Below are 20,260 nucleotides of genomic sequence, written 5' to 3' on the forward strand. Positions count from 1 at the left end.
GGGCCCGAGCGCACCGGACCGAGAGGCTCGGCCGCGCGGCCGTCTGATCGTCATCAGGCCGGCGCGGCCGGGGCCCCCGTCGCACTCCCGCGGCGGGGGCTTCGCCGTGTCAGGACGCGCAGTCCTGGGAGGACGGGCATTGGCCGTCGGTGAAGACGACCGGGACCCGGTTGTCGGTGACGACCTTCGACAGGAGGGCCACGAGGGTGGCGCGCTCGCTCTCGGACAGGGCCAGCGGCAGCTCGGCGATGCGGCGGGTGGTCTCGTCGTGGAACTCGTCGGCGAGCTGGGCGCCCTTGGCGGTAAGCGCGACCCGGGAGGCCCGGCCGTCGCCCGGGTCGGGTTCGCGGCGCACCAGGTCGCGCTTCTCGCACCGGTCGACGAGGCCGGTGATGCTCGACTTGGCGAGGCCGAGGGTCTTCGCGAGCTCGAACATGCCGTAAGGCCGGGCCATGAGGATGCAGATGAGCTGGGCCTGCTGAACCGTGAGGTCGAAGTGGCGGACGGAGTCGGCGTAGACGGCGTCGACGAGGAACGCCGTGCGCACCAGCGCGGTGCCCATGCCCATCGGTTCGCCCGCGTATTCCTCCATCGCCCAAGCATACTGCGAGGCCAGGGCCGGTGGCGGTGTCGTCGGACACCGGCGGCGCGGGCCCGCGCCGGACCCCGATTCCCGACGTCCCCTTGAGGAGCGTCCCTCGTGGTTCCGGAGGCGATGGCTTAGGCTTGGGTGACGTCCCGCACCGGCGGCGGGACCGTCCGAGGTCCGTGCCCCGACCTTCCCCGGCTGCGCCGCGCCCAGCCCGCCGCGACGCGTCTGTCCCTCCCGTGACCAGCCAATTCAGCGTTGATTGGAGAGCCGTGAACGAAGCCGCTCCCGAACCCCCGCGCGGGATCGACCCCGACGTGCCCTCGACCGCCCGGGTCTACGACGCCATCCTCGGCGGCAAGGACAACTTCAAGGCCGACCGGGAGGCCGCCGAGGTCCTCATGTGGCACCTCCCCCAGGCGCGCGAGGCCGTCCTCCTCAACCGCGCGGCCTCGCTGCGGGGCGTCCGGTACATGGTCCGCGCGGGGGTCGACCAGTTCCTCGACATCGGCTGCGGCCTCCCGACCCAGCAGAACACGCACGAGGCGGCGCAGGAGATCGACCCGGACGCGCGCGTCGTCTACGTCGACAACGACCCGATGGTGCTCTCCCACGGCCGGGCCCTGCTCGCCGACGACCGGACCACCACCGTCGTCACCGCCGACGCCCGCGACCCCGAGGGGATCCTCTCGAACCCGGACGTGCGGGCCGCGCTCGACTTCGACCGGCCGATCGGGCTCATGCTCGCCGGCGTGATGATGCAGATCGCCGAGTCCGAGCGGCCCGACGACTGCATCGCGGCCCTGATGGCGCCGCTCGCGCCCGGCTCCCACCTGTTCATCACCACCTGGCCCGACACCGGCGACCCGGCCCAGCACGCGCTGTCGCGGGCGTGCCTGGAGACCCTCGGGAGCGGCTGGTGCCGGCCCGTCGAGCGCATCGAGCGGCACTTCCTCGGAATGCCCCTGGTCCCGCCGGGACTGGACTTCGTCTCCCGCTGGTACCCGGAGGATCCCGAACGGGCCGTGCCCGAGGTCGCCGACCTCGAACCGTACGAGCTGACACAGATGGCCGCGATCGCCGTGAAACCCTGAGGGCACCTGCGCCCCAACCCGAACCGACTCTTAATCTAGGTCACGCAGCCACCTTCGCCCGGGTTCGTCCGGGCCGCGTAGGCTCGTTTCGGACCGCCGGCGCACCACACGCTCCACCCGCTGTGCAGCGTGTTCGAGAAGAGAAGAGACCCGCCCATGCCCATGCTCGAGATCCGACGGCACAGCAAGCGCAACGGCGACGAGGCCGTCCACCTCTCGCAGGAGGGGGTCGAACTGGCACGCTGGTCCGGCACCCTCATGGGCCCCTTCCAGACCGTGGCTACCAGCGTCGCCCCGCGGGCGAGGGAGACGGCCATCGCCATGGGGTTCGCGGTCACCGTCGAACTCCCGACCCTCCACAATGTCAACGCGTTCCTGCAGGAGTCGCAGGCGGCCTCGTACGACGTCGGCGCCCCGTTCACCCGGCTCGCGCGCCTGGTCGCCCGCCGCGGCAGTGCCGTCAGCGACTACGCCCACGCGCTCGCCCGGCAGTGGTCCGAACTTCTCGCGCCCCTCGGTCCGGGGGACGCGGCGCTGGTCATCGGCCATGGCGGCCACATCGAATGCGGCCTCGTGGCGCTGTTCCCGGAGGCCGACCACGACGAGTGGGGGCCGCTGTTCGGGTACATGGAGGGCGCACGGCTCCACTACGACTCGGCGGCCGGCCGCTTCCACGACATCGAGTTCGTCAGGAACTGAAGGAACTGAGGCGGAGCGCGAACGGGGGCCGAGGCGAGTCGGCCCCCGTTCCGCGTCTTCAGGACCGGCCGGTGCGCACCACCAGCCGCGGCAGGTACCAGATCGCGAGGGCCGCGGCCGCGAGCGCGTACCCGGCGAGGACCGGCACGGGGTAGCCGAGCGCGACGCCCGAGTGCTCGAAGTCCGGTTCCTCCAAGGCGAACGCCATCGCGCTCCCGGCGAGGTCCTGCCAGGTCGCCTGCTGCCAGACGAGGTCGTTGGCGTTGACGAGCAAGGCCGCGAGGAGCAGCAGCACCGCGAACGGCCACGCGGCCTTGATGAACGCGGCGCGGGCCGCGCGCGGCGGGGCGCCCTGCGCGAGCGCGGCGCGGCGGCGGTCCTCCAGGCCCCAGAACAGGGCGGTGAACAGGAACAGCGCCGGGATCGCGATCCACACCCGCGGCATGTACCAGCCGATCACCAGGAATTCGCCCGGCTCCGGGGAGATCGCGTCGAGGTGCGCGGCCGCGAGCGGCGCCGAGCCGACAAGCAGCCACGGTGCGAACGCCAGCAGCGCCCAGCGCGAGGCCGCGCCGAACGGGCGCAGCGCGCCGAGGGCGAACCCGCCGATGAGCGCGGTGCCGACGCCGATCGCGGAGGCCGCGAGCGGCCGGCCCCACGCGTGCCGGATGAGGAACCACCAGTCGGTCTCCCCCTCCCCGCCTTCGCCGAGTCGGGACAGCCACGGGGACAGGAAGGAGCCGATGACGGCGAGTGCGGCGATGAGCAGGACCACGGCGGCGACGGCGGCCGCGGGGCGGGCCGGCCCGTCCGGGCCGGGTTCCACGTCGATCCGCAGTCGGGCGGCGGCGAACAGGACCGCGGCACCGAGGCCGAGCACGGCGAGGATGCACAGCAGCAGCACGCCTTTCGCGATCGCGACCCCCTCACTGAGTCCGAAGTGGATACCGTCGAGGATTTGGGCCACCGGGGTCGGGGCACCGGCCGGGAGGCCGCTGAGCGAGCCGAACGCGAACGTCTGGAGCCCGGTCGCGACGAGCACGATCGCGGACAGGCCCGCGACGACCAGGACCGGGCCGGTGCGCCGGCCGTCCCCGGCCCGCTGGGCGGCGAGCCCGGCGAGGACGCCGAGGCCGAGGACCACGCCGGCGATGAGGCCGGTCCAGTCGTAGACGCTCGCCTCGCGGCTGCTCTCGGAGACGACGCGCTCGATCAGCCACGCGGTCGAAAGCGCTGCGGGCGTGAACGACACGGCCGCGAGCGCCCAGAGCACGCGGGAGACGCCCCGGACGCCCGCGCCGGATCGGTGGACGAGCCAGGCCAGGAACGGTGCCAGGACGGCCCCGGCGAAGACGATGACCGCGATCGGGCCCGCGAGGTGGGCGATGCCGTCGAAGAAAAGACCCTCGCTGAAGACCTCCTCGTAGTTGGCGGGGCCGATCGACTGCTCCTCGTCGAAGATCCGGGAGCCTTCGGCGCGGCTGAGCGCGATCGTGCGGAACGTGGGGACGAGATAGGCGAGCACGAACGCGACGATGGGCACGACCAGCAGCCCGATGCCGCCGGCGACCCTTGCGGCGTCGGTGCGGGGCTGGATCTGCGGGCCGGTGAACTGGTTGGCCGGGGGCGGCGGGAGGGGCCAGACCGGTCGGGCTTGTCGGATGGCGAGGGTGGGGTCGTCCGGGGGCGGCGTCCCCGCCCCAGGCTGAAGGACCATGCGGGCTCCTGCGATGGATGAGGGATGTAAGAGAACTCTGTACCACGTGGACATCCGGGCGAGGCGCGCGGTCATGTTGCGGCGGAGGCGGATGTGCACGGAGTGCGACCAGTCGCGATTGTGCCGAGACGAACGGGACGAGTTCGTCTGGAGGCGCGGGCGACGCGGGTTGAGTGCGGACGGCGAATCCGCGGGGCGGGGTTCGCGTCGTTCGAGGCACGGGAGGCGGGCCGAGGCGCGGCTCGGGCGTGAGCGCGACTCGCATCGTCCGAGGCGCTGAAACCTGGCAGGGCTGCCTGTGGGGCGCGCCGGCCGCCCGGCTCCCCCTGACGTGACCTCTCGGCCTACCGTCTCCTACCTCGGGACGCGGATCCCCGACTCGGACGGCAGGCTCGCGCGCGGGGCGGTCGGCGCCTGAGTGTTCCCACCGCCGGGGGCGTGGACGCGGTCTGCGCGGGGATGGTGCGCGATTCGCGCCGCCGATCGCCACTACGCCGCCGGCGCGGCTCCACGGGCGTGCCGGTAACGCGGTTGCCCGTCCGGGGCGGCGGTGCTTGGATCGGGGGATGCTTAGCACCGCGCAGTTCCTGGCGTTCGTCGCCACCTCGCTCGTCGTCATCCTCATCCCCGGCCCGTCCGTCATGTTCGTGGTCGGCCGGGCGCTCGCCTACGGCCGCACGCGGGCCATGCTCACCGCGTGGGGCAACGCGATCGGCGGTTTCTGCGCCGCCGCGCTCGCCGCGGTCGGGCTCGGGGCGCTGATCCAGGAGTCGGCGATCGCGTTCGCGGTCGTCAAGTACGCGGGAGCGGCGTACCTGGTCTACTTGGGCGTCAAGGCGTTCCGCGATCGCAAGGGCCTGATGGCGGCGGCCGGCGAGGACGAGGCGACGCCGAAGCGGGCGCTGGTGACCATGGCCGAGGGGTTCATGGTCGGCCTGCTCAATCCGAAGACGATCCTGTTCTACCTGGCGATCCTGCCGCAGTTCATCAACGCCGGCGAAGGCTCCGCGACGGCGCAGATGCTCGTGCTCGGCGCCGTGTTCGCGCTGCTCGCGGCGTTGTGCGACACGGGCTGGAGCATCGTGGCGTCGGCGGCGCGCGACGTGCTGCGCCGGCCCCGAGCGAAACTGGTCATCGGCCGGGCGGGCGGCACCGCGATGATCGGCCTCGGCATCGCGGCCGCCGCGGGCGAACGGGCCTGACGTCGCGCTTGCGGCCGCCGTTCCAGGCGGCGCGCGGGCGGCTCCGTCCGAGCGGGTGCGTCCAATGCCGTTGGGAGCGCTTGCATATTGACGAACGTGGATATATAGTGTGAGTCCTCACCGCGATCCCTCGTACTTTCTCCGGCTCACGCGGCCCGTGCACGGGCCGCAACGACGCCCCGGCAGCGTCCAGAGAGGTCTCCATGCCAGCACTCACCGTCCACCGCATGCGAAGAGGGCTGATCGCGGCCGCGGCCGCCGCCTTCGTCGCGGCGGCCGCGATCATCGCGGTCATGATGCCCAGGCCCGCCAGCGCGGCGAGCCTCACCGAGATCACGAACTTCGGGAACAACCCGAGCAATCTCCAGATGTACCTGTACGTCCCGGACAACGTCGACCCCGAACCGGCCCTGGTGGTCGGGATCCACTGGTGCACCGGGTCGGGGCCCGCGTTCCACTCCGGCACCGAATGGGCGCAGCTCGCCGACCAGCACGGGTTCATCGTGCTGTACCCGTCGGTGACGCGGTCGAGCAAGTGCTGGGACGTCGCGTCCCAGGCGTCCCTCAACGGGACCGGCTCGGACTCGGTGGGCATCAAGTCCATGATCGACTGGGTGTTCGCGAACTACGACGTGAACCGCGAGCAGGTGTACTCGACCGGCGTCTCCTCGGGCGCGATGATGACCAACGTGATGCTCGCGAACTACCCGGACGTGTTCGAGGCCGGGGCGTCGTTCTCGGGCGTGCCGTTCACGTGCTTCGCGACCGCGGACGGCTCGGAGTGGAACTCGCAGTGCTCCCAGGGGCAGCTCAACCGGACCCCGCAGCAGTGGGGCGACGCGGTCAGGGCCGTCAACGCGGGCTACACCGGCGAGTGGCCGCGGATGCAGATCTGGCACGGCACCAACGACGACGTGCTGTTCTACCAGAACTTCCAGGAGCAGGTCGACCAGTGGACGAACGTCCACGGCACCGACCAGACCCCGGACCGCTCCGACACGCCGCAGACGAACTGGAACCGGACCCGCTACGGCGGCACCGGCGCGCAGGCCGCGGTCGAGGCGATCAGCCTCCAGGGGACCGGGCACAACCTGTACGCGTGGGGCATGGCCGCGCGGGCGCTGGAGTTCTTCGGCTACGACACCGACGTGGACCCCACGACGTCGGTCTCGCCGACCGACCCGGCCACGACGCCCACGGGAGGCCCGGGCGGGTGCTCGGCGGTCGTCAAGGTCGTCAGCTCCTGGAACTCCGGCTGGCAGGCCAACGTCGACGTCACCGCGGGCGCCTCGGCGATCTCCGGCTGGCGCCTGACCTGGACCTGGCCAGCGGGACAGGCGATCACGAGCCACTGGAACGCCACGGTCACCTCGAGCGGATCCACCGTGACCGCGACCGACGTCGACTGGAACGGCTCCGTCGCCGCCGGCCAGACCAAGACCTCGGCTTGGGGCTTCATCGGCACCGGCACACCGGCCACGCCGACGGTCACCTGCACACCTGCTTGATCCGCACCCCCGACGCGTTCGGGTGCCGGGCGGCGGCGCCGCCCGGCACCCGAACGCGTCCAACCAGGACGAACTTGTCGTACCAGCGAGGCGCCCTTGATGACCGGCGGGGCGAGTCGGCATCGAGCGGTGGGAGGTGACGGCTCCGCGAAATCGGGGGCCCGTCCTAGACTGTCCTGGCGCCGCGGCCCCGGGCCGGGGCGCGGCACGGACGCGGGTCGGGCACTGGCGCTCGGCCGCGGGACGACGATTGGAGCCGCCGGACATGACCGAGTTTCCGCCCGAGGTCCTCGACCGGTTCGCCGGTGCGGGGATGGACCTCCAGGAGCTGTTCTCCGCCGGGGAGCTGGGCGCGCGCATGGGCATCGCGGTGCTCGAGGCGGCGCCCGAGCGGGTCGTCGCGACGATGGCCGTCGAGGGGAACCGGCAGCCGTACGGGCTCCTCCACGGCGGCGCCTCGGCGGTGCTCGCCGAGACGCTCGGGTCGATCGGCTCGATGCTCCACGCCGGGCCCGACCGCATCGCGGTCGGCGTGGACCTCAACGTGACCCACCACCGCGCGGTCCGCTCCGGCACGGTCACCGGCGTCGCGACCCCGATCCACCGCGGCCGCTCGACCGCGACCTACGAGATCATCGTCAGCGACGAGGACGACCGCCGCATCTGCACCGGCCGGCTCACCTGCATGATCCGCGACGCCCCGAAGCCGGAGTAGTCGCAACCACCGATTGCGGTCGGCCCCAGAGCGGCACCGCCGCATGAGTCCGCCTGAGCCACGGCCATACCCGACCGGTCGGACTGTGCCTTCCGCCTGCGGCCCCCGACCGCGCCGCGTTGGCCGAGTTGGGCGAGCCGCGGCGAGTCTCCGCATTTCGGACACTGCGAGGCGCCCCCGGTTCGATAGTGCATGGTCGGTCCGACATTCGACCTAGGCGCCACATCGCGAATCTTCTCAAAGGCGCGGGGAGGCTGCGGGCGCGTCGCAGCCTCCCCGCGGTATTGGAATGTCACATGTCATGTGTCATGCGTTGCTGAGAAGGCCCTGCATGGTGCCGTAGTCGAGGCCGCCTACGACGGCGTCGTACGAGTCCGAGTCGAGCAGGGCGATCGTGGCGCGGCGGGCCGCCGCGTAGGCCGCGGAGGCGAGCTGCGGGCCGAGGCTGATCCGCGAAACGCCGAGCCGGCCGAGCGCTGAGGGGGCCGGCGATCCCGGGCCGGCCATGACGTTCAGCGGCAGGCGGATCGCTTTCACCAGGGCTGCAACCGTATCCGGGTCGGTGGTGCCGGGTACGAAGATGCCGTCGGCGCCCGCTTCGGCGTAGGCCGTCGCGCGTTCGATCGTCGCTTCGAGGCGGGTCGACTCCTCGCCGATGCCGGCGAGGTAGATGTCGATGCGGGCGTTGATGAACAGGTCCGGGCCGGCGCCCTCGCGGGCGGCGGCCAGTCGTTCGACCTGCTCTTCCACCGGTCGCAGCGAGCCTGGGGGTTCGGCGACCGTGTCCTCGATGTTGACCCCGACCGCGCCGGCCGCGGCCACTGCCGCCAGCGTCTCCCCCACGTCCTTCGCCGTCGCCCCGAAACCGGACTCGATGTCGGCCGTGACCGGCACGTCCACCGCGCGCACCACCCGTTCGATCGCCGCGATGGCGGCATCCCGCTCGAGGGCGTCGCCATCGGGCCGACCGAGGCTCCAGGCGACGCCGGCGCTCGTGGTGGCGATCGCGCGGGCGCCGGCGTCGGCGATGACCGCGGCGCTCGCGGCGTCCCAGCAGTTCGGGAGGAGCAGGGGCGGGGTGGTGTGGAGGGTGCGGAAGCGCTGCGCCAGTTCGTTCGTCATGCAGCAATCAAAGCAGCCGTGTCGCTTTCCGTCTGGCCGGAAATCGACATCACCGTCCTGAGAGACGGCTCGGAAACCGGCGACCGCTTCCGGCGCGATCCGCGCGTTCACGGTCCGCGGGTTGAGCGGCTTCGCACCACCGTGCCCGTTCCCCCGCGACACCTTCCGTTCTCCGGCACCGGCCTCGTTTCGCGCAGTCGGTGGCCCTGCGCCGTCGGTGTGGCAGCGCGCGGCGCGCGGCCCCACCCACCCGCACCCCACCATAAGCAGCGACGTCGGTATATATTCCTTGCAACCCTGAGTTATCCGGCGAACCGGACCGAAGCCCCGACCGCGGCTGAGCGCATCCACCGATCGGTTGATCGGCGCGATCAACCGCGCGCTCAACTTCGCGGTCGATGCGGCGCGGCGCGTTTCTTGCGAATCTTGGTCTCACACGAAGCAAGGAGGCCGTCATGGCGATCATCGAGGTCAAAGACCTGGTCAAGCACTACGGGAGTCAACGGGCCGCCGACGGCATCTCGTTCACAGTGGACGAAGGAGAGATCTTCGGGATCCTCGGCCCGAACGGCGCCGGCAAGACCACCACCGTCGAGTGCATCGAAGGGCTGCGGACCCGCGACTCGGGCTCCGTCTCGGTCATGGGCCTCGACCCCGAGCGCGACGCCAAGGAGCTCAAGCAGGTCCTCGGCATCCAGCTCCAGGAGAGCCGTCTGCCCGACCGGCTCCGCGTCGGCGAGGCCCTCGACCTCTACCGGTCCTTCTACCGGAACCCCGCCGACCCCGAGCGGCTCATCGAATCGCTCGGCCTGGGCGGCAAGCGAAAGACGCCCTTCGGGAAGCTCTCCGGCGGCCAGCAGCAGCGCCTCTCGATCGCGCTCGCCCTCGTCGGCAACCCGCGTGTGGCCGTCCTCGACGAGCTCACCACCGGGCTCGACCCGCAGGCGCGGCGCGACACGTGGGACCTCATCGAACAGGTCCGCGACTCCGGCGTCACGATCATCCTGGTCACGCACTTCATGGACGAGGCCGAGCGGCTCTGCGACCGCCTCGCCGTCATCGACTCCGGCAAGATCGTCGCCGTCGACACCCCGTCGGGGCTCACCGCCCGCGTCAGCGCGGAGCAGCGCGTCCGCTTCCGGCCCTCCGCGGAGTTCGCCGACGCGCTCCTGCTCGACCTGCCCGAGGTGTCGGCCGTGGAGCGCAACGGCGCCCAGGTCGTCGTCTCCGGCGGCGGGAACCTGCTCCAGGCCGTCGCATCGGTCCTGGCGCGCAACCACATCGTCGCCGCCGACCTGCGCGTCGAGCAGGTGAGCCTGGACGACGCGTTCGTCGCCCTCACCGGCAAGTCCATCGAGAACTAAGCCCCCGCAACAGAACAGGAAGTCCCCCTGATGTCTCTCGCCAAGCTCGTCCAGACCGAGGCGCGGCTGTTCGCCCGCGACACGACCTCCGTCGTCGTCGGCCTCACCCTTCCCATGATCATCCTCCTCGGGCTCGGTGCGGTCCCGATCCTGCGCGAACCGTCCGCGGACATGGACGGCATCCGCTTCATCGACTACTTCGCGCCGTCGCTGATCGTCATGTCCGTCGGCACCATCGGCCTGACGAACCTGCCGACGGTCATGGCCGGCTACCGCGAACGCGGCATCCTCCGGCGGATGCGGGCCACGCCGGTCCACCCCGCGAAGCTCCTCGCGGCGCAGCTCATCGTCAACCTCGTCGCGGCACTGGTCGCATCGCTGCTCGTCGTGGCCTCGGGCCGGATCGTCTACGGGATCCCGCTGCCGGAGAGCCCGCTCTGGTTCGCACTGGCGTTCGTCCTCGGCATCACCGCGGTCTTCGCCCTCGGTATGCTGGTCGCGGCCGTCGCACCCACCGCCCGCGCCGCCTCCGGGATCGCGACGGTGCTGTTCATGTCGGCCATGTTCTTCGGCGGCGTGTACCTCCCCCGGTTCATGCTGCCGGACGCGGTCGCGCGCATCGGCGACTACGTGCCGCCGGGCGTGCAGACGCTGCTCGACAGCTGGAACGGCGAGACGCCTGCCGCCCTGCCGCTCCTGGTCATGGCGGTGGTCGCCGTGGCCGCGGGCGCGACCTCGGCTCGAATCTTCAAGTGGGAGTAACGATCATGGCACCGGCGCCGCAGACCCCCGCCGAGATCCGCGCGCGCCAGTCCCGGATCGAAGAGCTGTACGTGCGGTTCCTGGAGTGGATCCCGTACGTGACGCTCGCGATCAGCACCGTCCTGAGCTGGATGATCTCCGACCTCTCCGCCGCCGACCGGGCCGTCACCATGACCCTGGTCGGCGCGGCGGTGCTCTGGGTGTACCTCGGCTACACGCGGGTGCCGAAACCGGACGCCACCCCGAAGCGGATGGCGGTCTACTTCATCGGGCTCACCGCGTTCGGGGCCGCGCTCATGCGCTTCGACATGCTGTTCTTCATCTTCGTCATCACCGGGTTCTTCCACTCGGGCCTGATGCGCCCCCTGTGGGCGATCATCGCCGGGATCGGCGTCACCTCGATGGTCGTGAACTCGACGGTCACGGAGGGCGCGACGCCGCAGGGCATCGCGGTCTACGTCGTGATCGTCCTGGTCCAGACCGCCGCGATCAGCTCCGGTTTCCTGCTGAACGACAAGATGGAGCAGCTCCGCACCCAGCGCGAGGACGCCTTCGAGGCCCGGGAGGCGGCCATGGAGGAGAACGCCGGCCTGCACATGCAGCTCATGACGCAGGCCCGCGAGGCCGGCGTTCTCGACGAGCGCCAGCGCATGGCCCGCGAGATCCACGACACCGTCGCCCAGGGCCTCGCGGGGATCATCGCGCAGCTCCGGGCCGTGGACGCGACGGACGACGAGGCGCAGCGCCGCCGCCACCTCGACAGCGCGGTGGAGCTGGCGCGCGAGAGCCTGGCCGAGGCGCGGCGCACCGTGCAGGCGATCGGGCCGCCGACGCTCGACACCGCGCAGCTCCCGGAGGCGCTCGCCGAAGTGTCGGCGAAGTGGTCGGCGACCCATGAGGTTCCGGTGGAGCTGGTGACGACCGGTGAGGCCCGGCCGATGCACCCGGAGGTCGAGGTGACGCTGCTGCGGGTGACGCAGGAGGCGCTCACGAACGCCGCGAAGCACGCCCAGGCGGGCCGGGTCGGCATCACTCTTTCCTATATGGAGGATCAGTTGGCGTTGGACGTGCGGGACGACGGGGTCGGGTTCGAGCCCGCCCGGGCGAAGCCGGGCAGCAAGGGCGGTTACGGGCTGTCGGCCATGCGCCAGCGCGTGGGCCGGATCGCGGGGAGCCTGTCGATCGAGTCGGAGCCGGGCCGGGGCACGGTGGTCTCGGCGATCGTCCCGGCGGTGCCGCAGGCGGTGGCCGATGCCGCTTGAGCCGATCCGGGTGCTGATCGCGGACGACCACCCGGTGGTCCGGGACGGGCTGCGCGGCATGTTCGCGGGCGGCGGTGACATCGAGGTCGTGGGCGAGGCGTCCGACGGCCGGGAGGCGGTGGACCGGGCCCTGGCGCTCGTCCCGGACGTGGTGCTGATGGACCTGCGGATGCCGGGGACCGACGGGGTGACCGCGATCCGGGAGCTGGCCGCGCGGGGAGCGGCGGCGAAGGTGCTGGTGCTGACCACGTACGACACGGATTCGGATGTGCTGCCGGCGATCGAGGCGGGTGCGAGCGGGTATCTGCTGAAGGACGCGTCGCCGGATGAGCTGCGCCGGGCGATCCGCGCCGCGCACGAGGGCGGGACGGTCCTGGCGCCGTCGGTGGCGTCGGTGCTGATGGCCCAGGTGCGCCGGCCCGCGGCGGCGACGCAGGGGCCGCTGAGCGACCGGGAGCTGGAGGTGCTGGCGCTCATCGCCAAGGGCCGCAGCAATCGGGAGACGGCGGCCGAGCTGTTCATCAGCGAGGCGACGGTGAAGACGCATCTCATGCACGTGTACGCGAAACTCGAGGTCAACGACCGGGCGGCCGCGGTGGCCGTCGCCTATGAACGGGGCCTGCTGCAAGCGAAGGGGCGCTGAGGCGGCGGTCCGGGAGCATGATGTCGCGGAGTGCCGCGGGTCCGGCGGTGGCGGGCGAACGGCGTCCGGGCCGCCGATCCGGTGGTGGGGCGCGGTCCGGGCGAGCCGTATCGCGGGTGGCGTGACGGCCGGTCGCGGTGAGATTGCGGAAGCATCGCCGGTTCTCGCGAGGGCCGCTGCCGGGGCAGACCCTGGGCTCTGTCGGGGTCTTTCGCGGGCGCGGGGTGCCGCGCCCGCGAAAGACCCGGCGGAGGAAGTCGGCCGTCCCGGAAGCGAATCGAGAGAGCGCTCTCTGCAATGTCACATATTCCCGCGCCGGTGCTTCTCAGTGGCGGTCAGGTGACGGTCAGGGTGAGGCGGGTCGGGTTGCCGTCGAAGGCGACGCCGGACTGGTCGGGGACGCCGTCGGGGGTGACGTCGTCGTACGGGAACGCGTAGCCGATCGGCGAGTGCTCGTGGACGGCGCGCGCGTAGTGGTTGGTGACCTCGTTGGCGTAGAAGTCGGCGACGCCGGCCCCGTTGGGCTGGTCGGCGTGGCTGTGGATGGTGCTGCGGTTGAAGGCGGCCGCGAGGCGCGCGAGCGCGGCCTTCTTGGCGTCGGAGTCGGACGGGTTGTTGGCGAACGGCCCGTGGTTGCAGGTGAAGACGTCGCGGGAGTCCGGTTTCGCGAAGGTCGAGCCGTCGTCGAAGACGAGCGTGTCGCCTTGGACCCGGCCGGTGAGGATTCCGCGGCCGCCTTGGAGGTCGATGCGGAGGTCGTTGTGGCGGTAGTGCTCCCAGACCTGGTCGGCGTAGCCGGACCAGTAGTTCGCGAACGGCATGTTCGGCTGTCCGAAGTGTGGGGCCATGATGTTCTGCGGCGACACGACGCGGAGGATGCCGCGGTCGCCGCGCATGACGAGGTCGTCCCAGGGCTGGCCGTCGGCGGCGGCCTGGGCTTCGAGGTCGGCGGCGATGGCCTCGACGGCGCCGTTGTCGAGCGCCGCGACCGTGTGGTCGCCGTCGCCTTGGAGGAGCAGTCCGATGGGGAGCGCGGTGACGAGGTCGACGTAGCTGACGTTCACGAAGAGCTGCACGTCGTTGAACGTGAACTCGCAGAACGAGACGATCTTGCCGTAGTTGGAGTCGGCGGGGTTGTGGAGCGCGGGCTCGACGAGCGCCGGCCCCGGGTTGACGTAGAAGTCGAGTTTGGACTCGCGGACGAAGTAGACGCGGGCGCCGTACATGCGCGGCAGGGTCACGACGGCCGGGCCGGCGCCGGGGGCGTTCAGCGGGATCGCGCAGTCGACGGGGAGCGGCGTGTTGGTGGCGCCGGGCTGTTCGATGTAGTAGGGGCCCTGGCCGCCGCCGCGAAGGAGCATCATGCGGTCGGTGCCGAATTCGCGTCCGGTGACGTAGGCGTAGACGGCGCTGGTGTCGGTGTCGTTGGCGAGCGCGAGTTCGCAGGTGGCGGGGGCCGCTTCGGCGGTCGGGGCGGCGAAGGTGCGCCACCACGGCGAGCTTGCGGCGACGGCCCCTGCGGCCGCGGTCAGGGTGATCATGGATCTGCGGGAGACCATCGAGGTACCTCCGAATGTTCGGATATCGAGGAATTTGCAGACATTAACACGGTTTGTTAAGAGATCAAAGGGGCGAACCCGGCAGAGCGCTTGCCGCACCCCATGGAGCGCTTCCGGCACGGCCGGTGAGCACGAGGTCTTGACCTGCGGGTGTTCGGGTTTGTAGAGTACCGAATAGATCGATGTATTGAAACGATTCATTCCCTGGGGGCCACTTGTCCGCTCTCGCCCGCGATCCCGATCCTCCGCCGCCCGTCGTCTCGCTGACCGGCGTGGCCAAGTCCTTCGGCGCCGTCCGCGCCCTGCGCGATGCGAAGCTGGACCTCCATGCAGGCGAAGCGCATGCGCTCGTGGGCGAGAACGGCGCCGGCAAATCCACATTGATCAAAGTGCTGGCGGGCGTGCACCGACCCGACGCCGGCACGGTCGAACTCGACGGCCGCCCGGTCGCCTTCGCCGACACCGCCGCCGCGATCGACGCCGGGATCGCCGTCATCTACCAGGAGCCCGCCCTCTTCGGCGACCTCACCGTCGCCGAGAACCTCTTCATCGGCCGCCAGCCCAAGGGCCGCTTCGGCCTCATCGACCGCGCCGTGATGAACCGGGAGGCGGCCGCGCTGTTCGCGCGCCTGGGCGTCCACGTCGATCCCGACCGGCCCGCCAAGGGCCTGTCCATCGCCGACCAGCAGCTCGTCGAGATCGCCAAGGCCCTCTCCCGGCGCGCCCGCGTCCTCGTCATGGACGAGCCGACCGCCGCGCTCTCCGGCGTCGAGGTCGAGCGGCTCTTCGGCGTCGTCCGCTCCCTCCGCGAGGACGGCGCCGCGGTCCTGTTCATCTCCCACCGCTTCGACGAGGTCGAGGCGCTGTGCCAGCGCGTCACCGTGATGCGCGACGGCGCGCACGTCTCCACCGACCTGCTGGCCGATGTCACCGTCGAGGAGCTGGTCAGGCGCATGGTGGGACGCGAGCTCGGCGCCATGTTCCCCAAGCAGGTGGTCGAGCCGGGCCCGGTCGTGCTGGAGGTCGAGGGGCTGACCCGCGAGGGCCTGTGCCGGGACGTGTCGTTCACGGTGCGCGCCGGGGAGATCGTGGCGCTCGCCGGGCTCGTCGGCGCGGGCCGCAGCGAGGTCGTCCAGGCGGTGTTCGGGATCGAGGCCCGGGATGCCGGGCAGGTGCGGGTTGGCGGCCGCGGACTCCCGTCGGGGAATCCGCGGGCGGCCATGCGCGCCGGGGTGGCGCTGGTCCCGGAGGACCGGCGCGGGCAGGGGCTGCTCCTCGATCTGTCCATCATGCGGAATGCGACGATCACGCGTCGGAACCGCTTGTCGCGCTTCGGGTTCCTCGTCGGAGGTGCGGAGCGGCGGGCGGCGCGGGACTGGAGCGCGCGGCTGAACGTCAAGTACGGGCGGCTCCAGGACCCCGCCGGGACGCTCTCGGGCGGGAACCAGCAGAAGGTCGTGCTCGCGAAGTGGCTGGCGACCGACCCGAAGGTGCTCGTCGTCGACGAGCCGACGCGCGGCATCGACGTGGGCACGAAGGCCGAGGTGCACCGGCTGCTGTCGGCGCTCGCCGCGGACGGGGTCGCGGTCCTCATGGTCTCCTCCGAGCTGCTCGAGGTGCTCGGCATGGCCGACCGGGTCCTGGTGATGCGCGAGGGCCGGATCGCCGGCGAGCTCGGGCGCGCCGAGGCGACCGAGGAGGCCGTGATGCGCCTGGCGACCGGGCAGGAGGCGGCGGCATGACCACAGTGGATTCCCGGACCGGGTCGACCTGGCTCGACCTGGTACTGCGGTTCCGGGCGCTCGGGCTGATCGTCGCGCTCGTCGCGCTCGTGGGGGTCACGACGGCGCTGAACCCCCGGTTCCTGAGCGGGCAGTCGGTGCGGGACCTGCTGTTCGCCGCGGCGGTCACCCTGCTGCTCGCGTGCGGGATGACGGTCGTGGTGCTGACGCGCGGGATCGACCTGTCCGTGGGCTCGGTCCTCGGGCTCTCCGCGTACGTGACCGGGAGCGCGTTGAGCGCCACCGGGATGCCGACGGTGTTCGCGCTGCCGCTCGGCCTGGCGGTCGGCGCGGCGTGCGGGACGCTCAACGGCGCGATCATCCACTTCGGACGCGTGCCGCCGCTGGTGGCGACACTCGGGACGCTGTACGTGCTCCGCGGGGTGGTGTACTTCGCGGCGGGCGGCTCCCGGATCAACGCCTCCGACCTGCCGCCCGGGTTCCTCGACTTCGGGAGCGGCGACGTGCTCGGCGTCCCGTACCTGTTCGCGGTGTCGGTGCTGGTCCTGGCCGCGGTCGGGGTGTTCCTGGGGCGGTACCGGGCCGGGCGGGACCTGTACGCGCTCGGGTCGAACCCGGAGGCGGCGCGGCTCGCGGGCGTGCCCGCGGGACGGCGGCTGATGACGGCGTACGTCCTCTCCGGTGCGCTCGCCGGGCTCGGCGGGGTGCTGTACGCGGCCCGGTTCGGGACCGTGGACGCCTCGGCCGGGTACGGGATGGAGCTCGACGTGGTGGCCGCGGTCGTGGTCGGCGGCGTCGCGATCTTCGGCGGCTCCGGGACGACGCTCGGCGCCGGCCTGGGGGCGCTGCTGCTCACCGTCATCGACAACGCGCTGCCGGTGCTGCGCATCGACCAGTTCTGGCAGCAGGCGATCGTCGGCGCGCTCATCCTGGCGGCGATCGCCCTCGACCGGCTCGTGAGCGTCAGGGCCGCACGGGCACTGCGACGGAAGGGGTCCCATGTCTGATGATGCCCGTCTGGGCGAGGCGCGCCCGAGCGAGAGGGAATCGACCGGGAAGCCTCCGGCGAGGGCACTGCCTGCCGGACCGGCCGGGGACGCGGGACTGCGGCTGCGCGAGGCCGCGCGGGCACTGGCCACCTGGGACTTCGGCGTCGTCGCGGTCACGGTCGGGTTCCTCGTGGTCGCCTCGATGACCGTGGAGCACTTCGGGACCGCCCGCAACGCCGGGTACATCATCCTCGACCTGGCGCCGATCCTGCTGCTGGCGCTCACGATGACGCTCATCGTCACCACCGGCGAGATCGACCTGTCCGTGGCGAGCACCGTGGGCCTCACCAGCGCGGCGATGGGCGTGATGTGGAACGGCGGCATGGCGCTGGAGACGATCATGCCGGTCGCGGTCCTGCTCGGCGCGGCGCTCGGGGCGGTGAACGGGCTGTTCGTCACCGGTTTCGGGCTGCCGTCGCTCGCGGTCACGATCGGCACGCTGGCGCTGTACCGGGGCCTGGCGTACGTACTCCTCGGCGACACGGCGGTCGCGGACTGGCCGCGGCTGTTCACCGGGTGGACGCTCGGGCGGATCGGCGACAGCGCGATCCCGAACGTGCTCGTCCCGATGGCCGTCCTCGCAGTGATCTGCGGCGTACTCCTGCACGCGACTCCGGTCGGTCGCTCGATCTACGCCGCCGGGGCGAACCCGATCGCCGCGTCCTACGCCGGGATCGCCGTCGGGCGCTTGAAGTTCTGGCTGTACGTCGCCTCCGGCGCGATGGCCGGGCTCGTCGGCGTCCTGTGGACGCTGCGGTACTCGTCGGCGCGAGCCGACAACGCGGCCGGACTCGAGCTCACGGTGATCGCGGTCGTGCTCCTCGGCGGCGTCTCGATCTTCGGCGGCAAGGGGGCCCTGCCGGGTGTCCTCGCCGCCGTGGTCCTGCTGGTGTCGGTGCAGAACGCGCTGCGCCTGGCCCACGTCTCCACCGAGGCGCTGACCGTCGTCACCGGCTCCCTCCTCATCGTCGCCGTCCTCGCACCGAATGCCCTGGGCGCCTTGCGGACCGCACTCCGCAGACGCCGCACCACCGCAACCGGCCGAACCGCATGAAAGGCAGCAAGCCCATGAACCGCAGACGCCTCACCCTGCTGACCACCCCCGTCCTGGCCGCCGCCATGCTCGCCGCGTGCGGCGGCACCACCCAGGGCGAGGACGACGGCGGCGGCCCCGCCGGCGGCGCCAGCGCCGACCCGAACGCCGACTTCGAGACCGGCCTGACCTACGCGATGCTCCCGAAGTCGGTGAACAACCCGTACTTCGAGGCGTCCAGCGCCGGCGCCGAAGCGGCCGTGAACGCCCTCGGCGGCGAGTTCGAGTACACCGGGCCGTCCGACGCATCGGCGTCGTCGCAGGTCAGCTATATCGACACGCTCAGCCAGCAGGCCACCGACGTGCTCCTGCTGTCCGCCAACGACCCGAACGCGCTGTGCTCCTCCCTGGAGCAGGCCCGCGCGGGCGGCACGGTCGTCGTCACGTTCGACTCCGATGTGGATCCGGCGTGCCGGGACCTGTTCGTGTCGCAGGTCGACAGCGCCGAAGTCGGGCTCGCGCTGCTGGAGATGGCCGCCGAGCAGATCGACGCGACCGGAGAGATCGCGATCCTGTCGGCGACGGCCAACGCCACCAACCAGAACGCGTGGATCGACGTCATGGAGGCCGAGCTCGAGTCGAACACGAGCTACGCGGACATGGAGCTGGTCGACGTCGTGTACGGCGACGACGAGGACGAGAAGTCGTTCTCCGAGACGCAGGGCCTGCTCCAGGCCCACCCGGACCTCAAGGCGATCATCTCCCCCACCACCGTCGGCATCGCCGCGGCGGCCCGGTACCTCTCCGGTTCGGAGTACAAGGGGCAGGTGGCGCTGACCGGGCTCGGCACGCCGAACCAGATGCGGGAGTTCGTCCAGGACGGCACGGTCACCGAGTTCGCGCTCTGGGACCCGACCGCGCTGGGCGAGCTGGCCGCGTACACGGGCGCGGCCGCCGCGTCGGGCATCATCACCGGCGCGGAAGGCGAGGTCTTCACCGCCGGCGACCTCGGCGAGTACACCGTGGGCGCCGACGGCGTGGTGACGCTCGGCCCGCCGACGCGCTTCAACGCGGACAACATCGACGACTTCGACTTCTGACCGTCCCGCCGCCGGGCGACCGCGGAAGCGGCCGCCCGGCCAAGGGGCGGTTCTCAGGCAGGCTGCGGAGGACGGGGCGAACGAGCCGCCCCGAGACAACGATGCCGGACGGGTACGACAGTCCCCCTGAGCCGCCGGACACGAAGGCGCTCACGGCGTCTGCCGGCGCGGTTCCCGTGTTGCACGCGGACGGGCTGATCTCGGCGAGGGCCGTGCTCGGCACTCGCAGAAGTGGAGCTGCACCTACCGCGAGGCGTCCGGGACGGTGCCCGGCCGGGATCGCGAGTTCCGGTGCCGCCGCTTCGATCTCGGCGCGTCGCCGACGCCGAGCTCCCCGGGAGCGCGTGTCAGGGCGGCCGCTTCCGCGGCCGCCCTGCACCGGGGTTCACTCGCGGGCGGCCTCGATCTCCGCGAGCGCCGCACCGGGGACCCGGCGCGGGAGTTCCACGAGCACTTCGGTGCGGCCGCCGCCGAGCCGTTCGCGCAGCTCTGCGAGGCCCTTCGCGGTGACGCGGATCTGCGGCGGATCGACGATCCGCTCGCCCGTCCGCGGGTGCGTGTGGGACTGGGGGATCTCGGAGAGGCGCCCGGCCGCGATCGCGGACTGGTAGACGCGCCAGCCGTTGTCGCTCCGCTGGCGGTAGGTCCAGCCGATGTCGGCGAGCGCGGCGAAGAGGCGGTTCTGTCCGATCTCGATCGACGGGTCCCGGGAGAGGATCTTCGCGGCGTCACCGACCGAGTAGTCGCCGCGCCCGGAGGCGAGGACCTCCCACGAGGCGGCGGCCGGCGCGAGGTCGGCGAGCTTGATCTGCAAGCGCCGCTTGGCTTCGAGCGCGGCCAGGTACCGGCGCGCCACTTCGATCTCGTCGAGGTCTTCCGGGTCGGCGACCGGCACGGGCGCGACGGCGACGTCGGCGGCGATCCCGCGGAGGACGACGGCGGTCTGCGCGGCGTCCTGGTAGCGCTGCCAGGCGCGGTATCCGAGGTGCGGCATGGCGTCCCGCGCGTCTGCGGCGGCGGGCTGCTGAACGGGGGCGGATTCGAGCATGTTCGGCTCCGTTCTCGGGAGTGCGCCCTTGGCGGCTTCCAAGGGCTGTCCT

General features: G+C 71.8%; 18 protein-coding genes. 13 read left to right on the forward strand and 5 right to left on the reverse strand.

Annotated elements, in window-relative coordinates; genetic code table 11:
- Positions 1 to 109 precede the first annotated feature (109 nt).
- Positions 110 to 592: a MarR family winged helix-turn-helix transcriptional regulator gene (locus tag GFD30_RS10270; RefSeq protein WP_227996047.1), complete on the reverse strand. Its 483-nt coding sequence runs from the start codon at positions 590 to 592 to the stop codon at positions 110 to 112.
- Positions 593 to 861: 269 nt separating this feature from the next.
- On the opposite strand from GFD30_RS10270, the gene GFD30_RS10275 reads away from it, so the two are divergent.
- Together GFD30_RS10275 and GFD30_RS10280 are read left to right on the forward strand one after the other, a co-directional pair.
- Positions 862 to 1,683, forward strand: coding sequence for an SAM-dependent methyltransferase (locus GFD30_RS10275; RefSeq protein WP_322633134.1), 822 nt, complete (start codon positions 862 to 864; stop codon positions 1,681 to 1,683).
- A gap of 156 nt (positions 1,684 to 1,839) precedes the next feature.
- A complete protein-coding gene (locus tag GFD30_RS10280; protein ID WP_153025105.1) occupies positions 1,840 to 2,382 on the forward strand; it encodes a histidine phosphatase family protein in 543 nt (180 codons plus the stop codon).
- 58 nt (positions 2,383 to 2,440) lie between these two features.
- Here the strand turns inward: GFD30_RS10280 and GFD30_RS10285 are convergent, their stop codons facing one another.
- Positions 2,441 to 4,099 (reverse strand): sugar ABC transporter permease, encoded by a 1,659-nt coding sequence (locus GFD30_RS10285; RefSeq protein WP_153025106.1) that lies wholly within the window; start codon positions 4,097 to 4,099, stop codon positions 2,441 to 2,443.
- A gap of 566 nt (positions 4,100 to 4,665) precedes the next feature.
- On the opposite strand from GFD30_RS10285, the gene GFD30_RS10290 reads away from it, so the two are divergent.
- The 3 genes from GFD30_RS10290 to GFD30_RS10300 all read left to right on the forward strand — a co-directional run bounded on the left by GFD30_RS10290 (position 4,666) and on the right by GFD30_RS10300 (position 7,524).
- On the forward strand, positions 4,666 to 5,301 hold the full coding sequence (locus tag GFD30_RS10290; RefSeq protein ID WP_153025107.1) for a LysE family translocator: 636 nt from the start codon (positions 4,666 to 4,668) through the stop codon (positions 5,299 to 5,301).
- Between the two features lie 203 nt (positions 5,302 to 5,504).
- The gene (locus tag GFD30_RS10295) at positions 5,505 to 6,809 is read left to right on the forward strand and encodes an extracellular catalytic domain type 1 short-chain-length polyhydroxyalkanoate depolymerase (protein ID WP_153025108.1); all 1,305 of its coding nucleotides are present in this window, start codon (positions 5,505 to 5,507) and stop codon (positions 6,807 to 6,809) included.
- A gap of 265 nt (positions 6,810 to 7,074) precedes the next feature.
- Positions 7,075 to 7,524 carry a PaaI family thioesterase gene (locus GFD30_RS10300; RefSeq protein WP_153025109.1) on the forward strand — a complete coding sequence of 150 codons (450 nt, stop codon included), beginning with the start codon at positions 7,075 to 7,077 and terminating at the stop codon, positions 7,522 to 7,524.
- Between the two features lie 306 nt (positions 7,525 to 7,830).
- Here the strand turns inward: GFD30_RS10300 and GFD30_RS10305 are convergent, their stop codons facing one another.
- The gene (locus GFD30_RS10305; protein ID WP_153025110.1) at positions 7,831 to 8,646 is read right to left on the reverse strand and encodes an isocitrate lyase/PEP mutase family protein; all 816 of its coding nucleotides are present in this window, start codon (positions 8,644 to 8,646) and stop codon (positions 7,831 to 7,833) included.
- A 455-nt stretch (positions 8,647 to 9,101) separates the two neighbouring features.
- On the opposite strand from GFD30_RS10305, the gene GFD30_RS10310 reads away from it, so the two are divergent.
- The 4 genes from GFD30_RS10310 to GFD30_RS10325 are packed head-to-tail and all read left to right on the forward strand — an operon-like array spanning position 9,102 to position 12,677.
- On the forward strand, positions 9,102 to 10,010 hold the full coding sequence (locus tag GFD30_RS10310; protein ID WP_153025111.1) for an ABC transporter ATP-binding protein: 909 nt from the start codon (positions 9,102 to 9,104) through the stop codon (positions 10,008 to 10,010).
- Positions 10,011 to 10,040: 30 nt separating this feature from the next.
- Complete coding sequence (locus tag GFD30_RS10315; RefSeq protein ID WP_227996050.1) at positions 10,041 to 10,772, forward strand: ABC transporter permease; 732 nt, start codon at positions 10,041 to 10,043, stop codon at positions 10,770 to 10,772.
- Positions 10,763 to 12,034: a sensor histidine kinase gene (locus GFD30_RS27885; protein WP_322633135.1), complete on the forward strand. Its 1,272-nt coding sequence runs from the start codon at positions 10,763 to 10,765 to the stop codon at positions 12,032 to 12,034. The genes GFD30_RS10315 and GFD30_RS27885 overlap by 10 nt, the downstream gene beginning before the upstream one ends.
- Positions 12,024 to 12,677 (forward strand): response regulator, encoded by a 654-nt coding sequence (locus GFD30_RS10325; RefSeq protein ID WP_153025113.1) that lies wholly within the window; start codon positions 12,024 to 12,026, stop codon positions 12,675 to 12,677. The genes GFD30_RS27885 and GFD30_RS10325 overlap by 11 nt, the downstream gene beginning before the upstream one ends.
- Positions 12,678 to 13,012: 335 nt before the next feature.
- Here GFD30_RS10325 and GFD30_RS10330 read toward each other — a convergent pair whose 3' ends face one another.
- A complete protein-coding gene (locus GFD30_RS10330) occupies positions 13,013 to 14,236 on the reverse strand; it encodes a beta-1,3-glucanase family protein (protein WP_153025114.1) in 1,224 nt (407 codons plus the stop codon).
- 215 nt (positions 14,237 to 14,451) lie between these two features.
- Between GFD30_RS10330 and GFD30_RS10335 the strand changes: the two genes are divergently transcribed.
- The 4 genes from GFD30_RS10335 to rhaS are packed head-to-tail and all read left to right on the forward strand — an operon-like array spanning position 14,452 to position 19,160.
- Positions 14,452 to 15,978, forward strand: a complete 1,527-nt coding sequence (locus GFD30_RS10335; protein WP_153025115.1) for a sugar ABC transporter ATP-binding protein — start codon at positions 14,452 to 14,454, stop codon at positions 15,976 to 15,978.
- On the forward strand, positions 15,975 to 16,985 hold the full coding sequence (locus GFD30_RS10340; RefSeq protein ID WP_153025116.1) for an ABC transporter permease: 1,011 nt from the start codon (positions 15,975 to 15,977) through the stop codon (positions 16,983 to 16,985). Before GFD30_RS10335 ends, GFD30_RS10340 begins: the two co-directional genes overlap by 4 nt.
- Positions 16,978 to 18,081 (forward strand): ABC transporter permease, encoded by a 1,104-nt coding sequence (locus GFD30_RS10345; RefSeq protein WP_153025117.1) that lies wholly within the window; start codon positions 16,978 to 16,980, stop codon positions 18,079 to 18,081. Before GFD30_RS10340 ends, GFD30_RS10345 begins: the two co-directional genes overlap by 8 nt.
- A gap of 14 nt (positions 18,082 to 18,095) precedes the next feature.
- Positions 18,096 to 19,160: a rhamnose ABC transporter substrate-binding protein gene (rhaS, locus tag GFD30_RS10350; protein ID WP_153025118.1), complete on the forward strand. Its 1,065-nt coding sequence runs from the start codon at positions 18,096 to 18,098 to the stop codon at positions 19,158 to 19,160.
- Positions 19,161 to 19,545: 385 nt separating this feature from the next.
- Here the strand turns inward: rhaS and GFD30_RS10355 are convergent, their stop codons facing one another.
- Complete coding sequence (locus tag GFD30_RS10355; RefSeq protein ID WP_194201918.1) at positions 19,546 to 20,208, reverse strand: phage antirepressor KilAC domain-containing protein; 663 nt, start codon at positions 20,206 to 20,208, stop codon at positions 19,546 to 19,548.
- Positions 20,209 to 20,260 lie beyond the last annotated feature (52 nt).

Source organism: Glycomyces albidus, assembly GCF_009451885.1.
Taxonomy (GTDB): Bacteria; Actinomycetota; Actinomycetes; order Mycobacteriales; family Micromonosporaceae; genus Glycomyces; species Glycomyces albidus.

Coding starts and splice junctions, on each gene's coding strand:
- GFD30_RS10270 (WP_227996047.1), bottom strand. CDS start 592: ATGGAGGAATACGCGGGCGAACCGATGGGCATGGGCACCGCGCTGGTG.
- GFD30_RS10280 (WP_153025105.1), top strand. CDS start 1,840: ATGCCCATGCTCGAGATCCGACGGCACAGCAAGCGCAACGGCGACGAG.
- GFD30_RS10285 (WP_153025106.1), bottom strand. CDS start 4,099: ATGGTCCTTCAGCCTGGGGCGGGGACGCCGCCCCCGGACGACCCCACC.
- GFD30_RS10290 (WP_153025107.1), top strand. CDS start 4,666: ATGCTTAGCACCGCGCAGTTCCTGGCGTTCGTCGCCACCTCGCTCGTC.
- GFD30_RS10295 (WP_153025108.1), top strand. CDS start 5,505: ATGCCAGCACTCACCGTCCACCGCATGCGAAGAGGGCTGATCGCGGCC.
- GFD30_RS10300 (WP_153025109.1), top strand. CDS start 7,075: ATGACCGAGTTTCCGCCCGAGGTCCTCGACCGGTTCGCCGGTGCGGGG.
- GFD30_RS10305 (WP_153025110.1), bottom strand. CDS start 8,646: ATGACGAACGAACTGGCGCAGCGCTTCCGCACCCTCCACACCACCCCG.
- GFD30_RS10310 (WP_153025111.1), top strand. CDS start 9,102: ATGGCGATCATCGAGGTCAAAGACCTGGTCAAGCACTACGGGAGTCAA.
- GFD30_RS10315 (WP_227996050.1), top strand. CDS start 10,041: ATGTCTCTCGCCAAGCTCGTCCAGACCGAGGCGCGGCTGTTCGCCCGC.
- GFD30_RS10325 (WP_153025113.1), top strand. CDS start 12,024: ATGCCGCTTGAGCCGATCCGGGTGCTGATCGCGGACGACCACCCGGTG.
- GFD30_RS10330 (WP_153025114.1), bottom strand. CDS start 14,236: ATGGTCTCCCGCAGATCCATGATCACCCTGACCGCGGCCGCAGGGGCC.
- GFD30_RS10340 (WP_153025116.1), top strand. CDS start 15,975: ATGACCACAGTGGATTCCCGGACCGGGTCGACCTGGCTCGACCTGGTA.
- GFD30_RS10345 (WP_153025117.1), top strand. CDS start 16,978: ATGTCTGATGATGCCCGTCTGGGCGAGGCGCGCCCGAGCGAGAGGGAA.
- rhaS (WP_153025118.1), top strand. CDS start 18,096: ATGAACCGCAGACGCCTCACCCTGCTGACCACCCCCGTCCTGGCCGCC.
- GFD30_RS10355 (WP_194201918.1), bottom strand. CDS start 20,208: ATGCTCGAATCCGCCCCCGTTCAGCAGCCCGCCGCCGCAGACGCGCGG.